The organism is Moorena sp. SIO3E8 (assembly GCF_010692445.1).
In the GTDB taxonomy this organism is placed as follows: Bacteria; Cyanobacteriota; Cyanobacteriia; order Cyanobacteriales; family Coleofasciculaceae; genus Moorena; species Moorena bouillonii.
The window spans coordinates 74,105-83,910 of the sequence record NZ_JAAHHM010000008.1 but is presented as its reverse complement, the minus strand read 5'-3'; the positions used below and the strand labels follow the sequence as shown (position 1 = coordinate 83,910).

The window sequence follows — 9,806 nt, the reverse complement described above, 5'->3', positions numbered from 1 at the left end:
AGGATTTTATCGAGAATCTGCACACAGGTTCCGATTACTCTTCCCCTCTCATCTCGGCAGGCTGAGGGATGCACTCCTCAGAAAACCATTTCAGGTTTCGATTCATTCAGACGCTTTCACGTCGCACGCAAGCTTCATTATCTGTCTGGTGCACTGCCCACCCTACATGAACCAAGCTTATTGAGAATGGTGCAAGATTTGAGTATAACTACAAATCAAATTTGAGATTATACCCTGCTTCAGGAGCAATAAAAAAGTACCCTCAAGGGTGCTGTTTCCTGAAAATCCTTAGCCTAGAATAAATTTATTGACCGTTGACCGTTGACCGTATATCATTCAACTTGGCATAGATATCCTCAACAACCTTTACATCATTGGACTTATAAAATAGAGAAATGAGCGAAACCAATATTTATCAACAAATTTGGGAAAGTGACGAAAACCAATTCTCGGTTAGCACTCGCACTAGTTCCGGAGAATGGGAAGACGAAACTGCTGACATTCTATTAGATGAGCAGGTCAAAGCTAGTGGTCAACGGGAAATTGACTTAGCCACCCGACCCTTATTCTATAAAGTCAATGAAGACAAATTGAATAAAACCCGCACTTATAGCAGTTTCATTAAACTCTTAGATAACTACGCTATCCGCTCTGTTGACCCAGAAGTTACTCCTGAAGAAGAAGAACATGAGCAGTTAGATTTTATTTCTCTGATTATGTCTACAAAACCGATACAGCTTGCCCGAAAGTATATTAACGAAGAGTTAGGTGAAACTCTTTCGGAGCAGCAATTTAGACTCAAGCTACAGCGCATCTGGTTTGAACTCTACACCAATTACTTCAGGGGCAAATCAACTCACTTTGCTTCTGGCTTTGAGCATGTATTTGTTGGAGAAGGAAAATACAATATCCGCTCTGGAGATCAACGAGAAACCCTTGGCAGCATTTCTGGTTATCACTCATGGGTAAAATTCTACCTTGATGAACAAAATCATAGAGTTAATTTTCTCGGCTACAAGTATGACTTACGAGGTAATCAAGGACCGAATAATCCCAACGTTGTCACGTTACAAATGACCCAAAATGTGACTGATATTCGAGGCAATGTTATTGCTAAATTGTTCAAGAAGAAAGGCGGATTTTTTGTTGGACCAAGCCCTGAATGTGAAATCGCGCTCGCAACCGTTGCCTATTATGAAAGTGTCTACGGCAAAATTCGTGACAAGGCTCGAATTACTATCAATGATGCCACTTACGATTTAGTCCTCTACCGCAGTACCAATCCCAATGGTAGCCGTGGCGAGTTTATTCGTTCCTTCTTTCCCATCTTCCTGAGCAAGGATGGCACAAAAGAAGAGGATGGTACAAAAGTTGTGCGAGTAGAGGGTATCATCAAGAATGATGGTCCTGTGGTAGTCGTAGCGGCATTACCTAATCCTGAAGGCTCCGATGAAGGGGGAAGGGAGTGGGTTGAGTTGAAGAATGTTACCAGTGAAGCCATTGACCTCACTGGCTGGGAGATGGCAGATAAACTAGGTCGTCCCCAACTCCTGAGTGGGATTCTTCAGCCCTTAGAAGTTAAGCGCTTCCCCATCACCCGTTTAACTCAATCCTCTATGCAGTTGAGCAATAAATCAGGATTGATCACAGTACGCGATCGCTCCTCTAACCAGATAGCAACAGTGAAATACTCTCGTGCTCGTTCTGGTCACATCTTTCAATTTAACTAGTCATCTCGAATCAGGTTAATCACTTGATATTTAGGTTAATCGTAAGTATTCAGCTATCAGCTATCAGCGATTAGCGCTACGCCCACGCGTGCGCGTTCAGCTTTTGAATAAGCGATGCAGCAAGGGAACAGGGGGTTTCCCCCATGAGCGACTGCATCAAGACAACAGGTAAGCATTGGAATAATGCTGAGTTACGTTGGCTTTTGGGACCTCAAGTTGCGTGGCCAAGGGCTAATGGCTGACTGCTGATTGCTGACTGCTGAATGCTTACGGTTAATCAATCGTTAATTGTTAATTATTAATTGTTAATTTTCAATTATCGATTTTCAATTGACGAAAAACCCAGAATGATAAGTATTCAACCAGACAGGATCGGACTAAGCTATCGCCCATTGAAACGACCTTTGCTTAGATCAGGAAAAAAAGCTGAAACTCTTGTCCCTTCTGCCTTATACCTTCTGCCTTCTCCCTTGCTGTTAAGCATTTTGTAAGCTATCAGCTAATGCGCTACGCCCACGCTTCTTGAGGTGCTATCAGCTATCAGTTATCAGCTATCAGCTATCAGCTATCAGTTATCAGTTATCAGTTATCAGTTATCAGTTATCAGTTATCAGTTATCAGCTTATGGGCTATGGGCTATGGGCACCCTAATTGAGGTGCTAAGGTTTCTTTTAAGCTGACGGCTGACCGCTGACCGCTGAATGCTTCCGGCATTTTTCATGCATAACAGCTTACTTATGTAAAGAGCCATCAGGCATAGTTGCGCCCTTGAGGTTAATACGCCAGCGCTTAGCCCTCTTGATGTCTAAGTTAGCGCCCTTGAGGTTAGCTCCGCCCAGGTTAGCACCATGCAAGAGAGCACCGTTTAGGTTAGCCCCCTTGAGGTTAGCTCCCGACAGGTTAGCCCCCTTGAGGTTAGCTTTCCACAGGTTAGTCCCCTCTAGGTCGGCACCACTCAGATTAGCCCCCTCCAGCTTAGCTTTATTGAGGTTCTTATCCTGTAGGTTGATATTTGGGAGATTGCAGCCTTGGCATTCTCCACTGGTTAGCAACTGTCTGGCTGGACTGGTGATCCAGGCATAGGTTATAGCCGATGAAGAAGCAGCCACAAGACTGAGGGTGGCAAGTTTGACTACTGCTTTTGTTGGTTGTATAGCCTGCAACAGTGTTTTTAGAGGAGTGACATCATTCACCACATCAATCGGCTTCAGGGCTTTTAGGGCAGTTGCTGCATCGGGATAGCGATGTTTGAGGTTAGGTGCCACCATTTTGTGGAGCCAATGAATAAACTGGGGATTTAGCTTGGGCAACAGTGGTTTGAAATTAATCCGATAATTCTCATCAACTAAGGTGTTGATTTCGCTAGATTTTGTCCCTGTCAGCAAGCAAATCAGGGTTATTCCTAAGCTATACAGATCAGATGCTTTGGTCAATTGCCGATTAAACATCTGCTCTGGTGGCATAAACCCTACACTACCTTTAACAACGCTACTGAGGGTCACATCCCCACCTGCTATCCGGGCAAAACCGAAATCTACTAGATACACCTTCAAGTTGCCCTGTCTATCAACCAAAATATTTTCTGGTTTAATATCTCGATGAATCACAGGAGGTTGGCGCTGTTGCAAGTAAACCAAGACTTCCAAGACCGCGATCGCAATTTGCTTAACTTCTTGTGGTGTCCACTGGTAATCTTCGGCGAGGGAAGGTGCTGGTTTATATTCTTGGACTAAGCAAAATCCAGTGGGAGTGTCAAAAGAATCGATATAGCGAGGAATACTAGGATGATTGAGCTGCTGCAGGAGTTTAATTTCTCGTTCATAAGTGTCGTATTCTGCCCAGCTAGTGCCTAATTGGGAAAACTGCAACTGCTTAATCACAACAGGTTGCTGAGTCTCCAGTTGTGTCGCCAGGTAGGTGACTCTACCCCCAGCGTGATTTTGTCCTAACTCTTGTTTAATTTCATAGCCCTGGGGGCTAAAGTCTAAATCCTTACTCATAGTGCTAATTTCAACTGTCCATGTTTAAGAAGCGAATATGATGACCACCGAAGAACACACATCTAATATCTATCCTGGCATATAGTTTTTATACCCAGTTGTTTTCTGTTGTAGCAAATGAGGACAAAATCGGGAGAGGGAAGAGGGGTGAAGAGTGGAAGCTTTGGGGTTGTCAACAATTTTCAGATCATCCCGCAACGGGAGCAACGTCCATCATTAAAATGGCTGATCACTGATAGCTGATTGAATATATCTTATTTAATATAGCTGATTGAATATAGCTGATTGCTTACATCCGATTTCCTACCGGGTGACACTACAGCAAATCTAATTACTTCTGTAAACCACTAATTCCGGAAACACTGTTGGTTTCTTGAAAAAAACTAAATAGAAGTGATTCTGGTAGGAAAAAATTCTTTGAAAATTAATCCAAATCATTCCTTATGGGGAAAGCTCCTCAACGGGCGTTATAAAATCATTGAATCTTTAAGTGCTGGGGCATTTGGCAAAACCTATATCGCAGAGGATACCCGACAACAAGGCCATCCCCGCTATGTGATTAAGTATCTTCAGCCCAAAAGCGATGATCCTCAAAAATGGCAATTTCTTAAACGTCTCTGGCTCAATGAAGCTCAAACCTTGATCAAACTGGGCAGCCATAACCAAATTCCCCGTCTAGTTGATTATTTTGAAGATCACCAGGGATTTTACTTAGTTCAAAACTTAATTGTCGGAGAAACTCTTAGTACTGAACTGCCAATCAGCCAAAACAGTAATAAACGCTTTAGCGAAAACCAGTGCATTGAACTATTAGAAGATGTTCTAGGCATTCTAGAATTTATTCACCGCCAAGGGATAATTCATAGAGACCTCAAACCCAATAACCTAATCAGACGAGGGTCAGACCGTAGGCTAGTTTTGATTGACTTTGGTGCTGCTGAGCTGATTAATTCAAAGCCAATCAAAGCCCATCTGACCGAGTATCCATGGTCTGATGCATCCAGCACAATTCGTCCCTTCGCCTACATACCCCCAGAGCAACTTGCTGGTCAATCCTTTCCTAACAGTGACATTTATTCCCTAGGAATGATTGCGATTCACGCCCTCACAGGCATGACCCCAATGCAATTGGCTGACCCTGAGACTGGTGAGATTCATTGGCGAAACCATGTATCGGTTAGCGATAAAATGGCGTTTGTACTCAACCATATGGTCTCTTACAACAGCAAATTGCGTTATCAGTCAGCAAATGATGCATTAATCGTACTTAAAACACTCATGTCTACTCAAAGTCCTGAGTTAAAAGTATCTATTGCTAAGTCTGACTCAGAACTGATAACCGAGCACTCAGCACTCAGTATCAAGTTTAGTGACAATGACACTCTTGAATTCAAGGTTCTGGATACTCAGTCTGACTCAGAACTGATAACCGAGCACTCAGCACTCAGTATCGAGTTTAGTGACAATGACACTTTTGAATTAAGCGTGCTGGATACTCAGTCTGACTCAAGGGTTACCATTGAAGACTCAGCACTGACTAGGGAGTCTAGCTCACAAGAATTAAAACAGGCAGCGCCATTGTCTGACTCAGGAGTCAAAACTGAGCAGGAAACACTCAGCACTCAAGACTCACAAACTAGTAATAACGAATCAGAAATTAGCAATTATGAGCCGGAATTACATTGGAAAGTGTATGTACGGGAATTCGCCCTATATAGCTGGCCAAAATTGCCACCTTTACTGAAAAGAATCGGAGTCGGAGCAGCAAGCTCAAATGGTATAGCGATTTTAATCGGACTTTATGCTCTACTGAATGCTTCTGCGTCTCGTTCTGAATTTGATATTCTACAAAAGGCAATCAAACACTATCAAGCCGGTGATTTGGAGGAAGCGATCGCACTAGCAGAATCGATTCCTAGCGATAGTCTGATCTATGAACAATCTCTAAATACGGTTCAACAGTGGCAGCAACAATGGCAAGGTGCTGAAGCTCTATTTAAGGCTACAGAGCAAGCCTTTTATCAAGAACGATGGTCAGATGTGCTTGAGGGATACGATAAAATGCCCTCAATTGGCTTTTGGCAAAAGAAGATGGAGCCCTTAGTCAAGAAGGCAAAACCTCGCCTTGAGGCAGAAGCCCAAGGGTTATTAAAGCAAGCCTACAAACAAGCATTAGCCCAAGACTTTAGCAATGCGATCGCACTACTCGAACAAATCCATCCAGAAACCCCCACCGGTGCTAAAGTCCAACCAAAGCTGAAGGAATATCAGCAAAAGCAACAGATTCGAGCAGAGTATTTGTTACAAGAAGCCTATGAACAAGGAGGACAGGGTAACTTTATTCAAGCGCTAGTGTATTTGTCTCAAATCCCTAAAGAAACCCCCACCTACCAGAAAGCGAGAATCAAGATAGCTGAGTATTCCCGTAAGCAGCATTTAAAGGAAGAAGTGGAACGACAAGCTGCATTAGCTAGAGCAGTGTTAGAAAAACAAAGGCAATCAGGGGTTAACCAAAAACCGTTGCTCAAGGTCAACGTTGAATCAAGCCGTTCCCCACTCAAGCATGGGCTACAGTGGCAAGAAGTCAACGATTAGGATAGTATTGTTGACTACTGACTGGTGACTACTGACTGATGACTACTGACTGGCTTATATTTACTTGACTGCTTAGTGTTAACTATTTATTGTTTACTTTGCCTTGTACTCAAAACTCCCGACACCACAGTGATTTCAAAAAAATTTGCGAAAGTACTTGCCAGACTTTGTACTGTATGATTATAATAAGTAGATGTGAAGAGCAATTGTTTGGCAATCCTCAGTAGCTCAGCGGTAGAGCGGTCGGCTGTTAACCGATTGGTCGCAAGTTCGAATCTTGCCTGGGGAGTTTAATTAATACGTTAAATTAACGCGCTGTTAGCGGGACTCCCCACTCGTCTTACTATAGGGATGGAGAGGGGATAAGTTTTTTTCCTAATACAATTCGTTGCAGGTTTTTAAATAACGGCTTGCCCTGACGAACGGCAAATACCCCCGCTTTGGGACGTTGGTAATTTTGCATAGTAGCAATATCACCGGCTGCAAAGATATGAGGGTGGGAAATTGATTGGAGGGTATCAGCCACGAGAATAAATCCTCGCTCATCTGTGGTTAATCCTGAGGCTTTAATCCAACTCGGAGCCGAAGCTTGAGTGACCCAAAAGACATGATGGCATTCTAGCTTTAATCCAGAGTCACAGATTACCGTTAGTAATTGGGGTAGTAATTGGGGGTCTAAATGAGCACTGTCACTATTATTGTTTGCTATCGATTGATTCAGTTGATTCTGATCGAAATGGGGAGATATTTGGCTGACACGTTCGAGTAAATGAAGCTGAATTTCCCGCTGTAATAAAATTTTTTTTAAGTGGTTGCTGACCCAAGAATTGTGATGGGGTAACAGTTTAGTGCCTCGATGGAACAGGTGAATTTGTAAATTATTACTGGGGTGGGAATCATTAGTCAATCGTTGATGCAATAGTTTATGTAATTTCTTTTGTACATTCAGTGCCAATTATACTCCCCCTGCCCCACTACCAACGATACCAAGGCTCAGAGGTCGCTTTGGCTTCTGTGTTACTCCTGCCACGATTTTCTACCAAGCTGCCAAAAACTTAGGGACGGGTTTAGCAGCGATCGCATACTTGTCCGCTCCCGGCGTTAACATTGTTGCTGGCGTACTGCCAATATCAATCGACAAGTAATCAAAAATTCTGGATGAAACGCCACGGGAACCCTTAATGGCTTTGCTCAATAGTGGCGTATCCCCCTTAACTGCACTTCTGTACAGTCTGATTCCCCAAGCCTTTTTAAATCTTCTTTCCTACACTGTCTATCGCTTTGATTGTGCCATTCGCTCAGCAACAGTACTGGGGATTATTGGTGCTGGAGGATTAGGTTATCAGATGTTTCTGAGTTTACAGTCCCTGCGTTACGAGCAACTGTGGACATTTTTCTATGTTCTGTCTTTTCCAGCAGCCCATAATTTTATCCTTCCCGGTGGATTGCTCAATCCCAATCCCAAGGCATTAACTATTGCGTCGGTACAAGGTTGGACAATACTGGTGCGTGCCTCGGATAGTTCTACTGTTTTGCCGAGCCATTCCCCCACCGATTTGGGCAATAGTAGCGCTGTTTGTCCTGTTTCCTGGAATTTTACCCGGTGCGATCGCACTGGGATTAAACAACCTCGGTATTCTAGGCAGATTAATGACAGAAACCAATGAAAACCTGGAAAAGCCTCCTTTAGAAGCCTTGAAAGCCCAGGGAACTCCAGGAACCCTGCTATTTCTCTATGGAATATTGCCGATTAACTTGCCCCGTTTCCTAGCTTATATCCTCTATCGCTGGGAAGTCTGGATCCGGGAGACTGTCATGGTCGGTAAGTCGTAGCTGGAGGGTTAGGTCTGTTGCTGACCGAACAATTGAGCAGCTTTGACTATAGCAGTGTAGTGGTAACGCTGCGCATGTTTCGTGATTTTGACCTTTTTAGTCGATTGGGTCAGTGCTGCCGCTAGAGGCTCAAAAACTTAACTAGTAATCCTGAGATTTCTCACAAACTTGAGAAAGTATGACTAGGAGAAAATATTTTGACACAACTATACTGGCAGCAAAATCATTAGATCACCCAAATCCTTCGCCGTACTTGAATTAACTTGAATTAACTTCACCCCATCACCCATCCCCCTATCACCCCATCACCCCATCTGTGAGTGAACCAACTCTCTACCTATTTTTATTGGCACAAAAGAAACTTTTTGTCGATGATTTACGTCACCTAAAGTTATGACAATTGTCACAACCCCTATTACCGTAGGATCACCCACGATCCACGAAAAATTCAGGATACTGAAGATAGGGGTAACTACTTAATAACGTTACTACTAGATGACGTTGCGACTAGAGGAGTGTAAAATGTTGGAAAAACTTATCTTAGCTATCACCTTCACCTTAGTACTTTATTTATCGTCAGATTTCGGTTTAATGAGCACCGACTCAACTTCTTCTGCTCCTCCGGCATCGGACTTTACAGAAGAAGTTGTGAGTAACTTACCATCAAACTGACATCTGAGACTACTTCATTAACCCTTTTTGTCACCTTTTTAGGACTAAATCCGCTTTACTTTTTCAGTGATTTGTGTAATTTGTTGGTAATTTGTTCCCATAAGCTCTTCTGAGTTTTAGGCTGCAAAGACTCATCCTCTGGCATAGGTTCATTCAAATAGCGGTAATGTTTCCAGATATCCCAATAAGGACAACCAGGCTGAATACGAATACCAGCCCAGTGTAGATATTGTAGGGGTTGATTCAAATTTGGATCAATAAGTCGTACTCCTTGGGTTTGAAATTGTTTACTACCTGCCCAATTTCCTGGAGCTCCCCCTGGTCTACGCACAATATTAAATCGGTGGTGCATCTGCTTCAATATCATATAGTTGATAATCGGCTGATCGGAGGTTTTCTGGGAAAAGTCAAAATACTCGGGATGAGCCGCACACTCAGCAAAGGTTTCATATAAAGTTTCTTCACTAATCTTATTTTTCTTGGCTCCCCAAAACCCCCCATTAAAGATATCCTTCAGTTCCGCTTCACTAAAAATATTATCTTCAATAACTTTAGGGGTGAAAACATTAGTGATTCCCCCGACATGCTGGTAATCACAGCAAATAAAATCATAGTCAGCCAGGTAGTCAAGAGTATCTGCTATCTTCTCAAAAACAACGATATCGGTATCGATATAAATAAATTCATCAAAGGTTCCAAACCAGCAAGCCTGTTTGCGGAACTGATTCGGTCTAGCAAAAAATCCTTCCCCGAAAATTTCGTGTAGCTTAGTAGACAGGCGTTCGATAAATGCCAAATCTGGATAAATCTCTACCCCATAGGACTCTTTCAGAATTTGAGCCACCTTTTGATAATTGTCATCATAGGGAATCAAAACAATTGGGGTATCGCTATCATAAGAGCGGATACTATTTAGTAACGCAATAGACTGCTCAATCACCCGGTCATTAGCAGTGATGTAAATTCCACGATTCAT

General features: G+C 42.9%; 10 protein-coding genes and 1 tRNA gene. 7 read left to right on the top strand and 4 right to left on the bottom strand.

Translation table 11 applies throughout. The annotated features are described in order from the left end of the window. Both F6K46_RS05925 and F6K46_RS05920 read left to right on the top strand, forming a co-directional pair. Positions 1-225 (top strand): hypothetical protein (locus F6K46_RS05925; protein WP_293054661.1); only part of this gene is annotated, 225 nt, incomplete at its 5' end. Positions 226-395: 170 nt separating this feature from the next. Continuing rightward, positions 396-1,730 (top strand): endoribonuclease, encoded by a 1,335-nt coding sequence (locus F6K46_RS05920; protein ID WP_293054659.1) that lies wholly within the window; start codon positions 396-398, stop codon positions 1,728-1,730. A gap of 731 nt (positions 1,731-2,461) precedes the next feature. Here F6K46_RS05920 and F6K46_RS05915 read toward each other — a convergent pair. Further along, positions 2,462-3,730 (bottom strand): serine/threonine-protein kinase, encoded by a 1,269-nt coding sequence (locus F6K46_RS05915; protein ID WP_293054657.1) that lies wholly within the window; start codon positions 3,728-3,730, stop codon positions 2,462-2,464. Between the two features lie 417 nt (positions 3,731-4,147). Here F6K46_RS05915 and F6K46_RS05910 point away from each other — a divergent pair, with 417 nt between their 5' ends. Continuing rightward, the gene (locus tag F6K46_RS05910) at positions 4,148-6,325 is read left to right on the top strand and encodes a serine/threonine-protein kinase (RefSeq protein WP_293054655.1); all 2,178 of its coding nucleotides are present in this window, start codon (positions 4,148-4,150) and stop codon (positions 6,323-6,325) included. A gap of 217 nt (positions 6,326-6,542) precedes the next feature. After that, positions 6,543-6,614 (top strand) — tRNA-Asn (locus F6K46_RS05905). A gap of 54 nt (positions 6,615-6,668) precedes the next feature. On the opposite strand, the gene F6K46_RS05900 is transcribed toward F6K46_RS05905, so the two are convergent. Both F6K46_RS05900 and F6K46_RS05895 read right to left on the bottom strand, forming a co-directional pair. Next, positions 6,669-7,280 carry an FAD-dependent oxidoreductase gene (locus tag F6K46_RS05900; RefSeq protein ID WP_293054653.1) on the bottom strand — a complete coding sequence of 204 codons (612 nt, stop codon included), beginning with the start codon at positions 7,278-7,280 and terminating at the stop codon, positions 6,669-6,671. 81 nt (positions 7,281-7,361) lie between these two features. Further along, positions 7,362-7,520: a hypothetical protein gene (locus F6K46_RS05895; RefSeq protein WP_293054651.1), complete on the bottom strand. Its 159-nt coding sequence runs from the start codon at positions 7,518-7,520 to the stop codon at positions 7,362-7,364. Between F6K46_RS05895 and F6K46_RS05890 the strand changes: the two genes are divergently transcribed. From F6K46_RS05890 to F6K46_RS05880, 3 genes are all read left to right on the top strand, one after another. Further along, positions 7,507-7,992, top strand: a complete 486-nt coding sequence (locus F6K46_RS05890; RefSeq protein ID WP_070393250.1) for a hypothetical protein — start codon at positions 7,507-7,509, stop codon at positions 7,990-7,992. The two genes, F6K46_RS05895 and F6K46_RS05890, sit on opposite strands and share 14 nt — an antisense overlap. Next, positions 7,976-8,158 (top strand): hypothetical protein, encoded by a 183-nt coding sequence (locus F6K46_RS05885; protein WP_293054648.1) that lies wholly within the window; start codon positions 7,976-7,978, stop codon positions 8,156-8,158. Before F6K46_RS05890 ends, F6K46_RS05885 begins: the two co-directional genes overlap by 17 nt. 522 nt (positions 8,159-8,680) lie before the next feature. Further along, the gene (locus F6K46_RS05880) at positions 8,681-8,830 is read left to right on the top strand and encodes a hypothetical protein (RefSeq protein WP_293054646.1); all 150 of its coding nucleotides are present in this window, start codon (positions 8,681-8,683) and stop codon (positions 8,828-8,830) included. A gap of 55 nt (positions 8,831-8,885) precedes the next feature. Here the strand turns inward: F6K46_RS05880 and F6K46_RS05875 are convergent, their stop codons facing one another. Beyond that, positions 8,886-9,806: an Npun_R2821/Npun_R2822 family protein gene (locus F6K46_RS05875; protein WP_293054644.1), complete on the bottom strand. Its 921-nt coding sequence runs from the start codon at positions 9,804-9,806 to the stop codon at positions 8,886-8,888.